Source organism: Rhodoplanes roseus, from assembly GCF_003258865.1.
Lineage (GTDB): Bacteria > Pseudomonadota > Alphaproteobacteria > Rhizobiales > Xanthobacteraceae > Rhodoplanes > Rhodoplanes roseus.
The window spans coordinates 1-268 of record NZ_NPEX01000844.1 but is presented as its reverse complement, the minus strand read 5'-3'; the positions used below and the strand labels follow the sequence as shown (position 1 = coordinate 268).

Sequence of the window (268 nt, the reverse complement as noted above, 5' to 3'; positions counted from 1 at the left end):
TGAATTCCTTCCGCCGGCAGGAAGTCGGCGTTTCCGATGCTTCACCGCGGCTTCTCGCGCCGATGGCGACGCTTCTGCGTGACCGGCGCGAGGCGATGCTGTCGACCTCCACCTGGCGTTCGATCCTCGATTCCATCGCCACGCGCCTCGATGAAAACCGCGAAATCCTGCGCTACCTGACGGGGCTTCTCGTCTTTCTCGGCCTTCTCGGCACGTTCTGGGGGCTGTTGCGCACCGTCGGCTCGGTCAGCGAGACGATCCAGTCGCT

General features: G+C 64.2%; 1 protein-coding gene. It reads left to right on the top strand.

Annotation, left to right across the window (positions count from 1 at the left end; translation table 11 throughout):
* Window positions 1-268 (top strand): MotA/TolQ/ExbB proton channel family protein (locus CH341_RS32670; protein ID WP_210208736.1); only part of this gene is annotated, 268 nt, incomplete at both ends.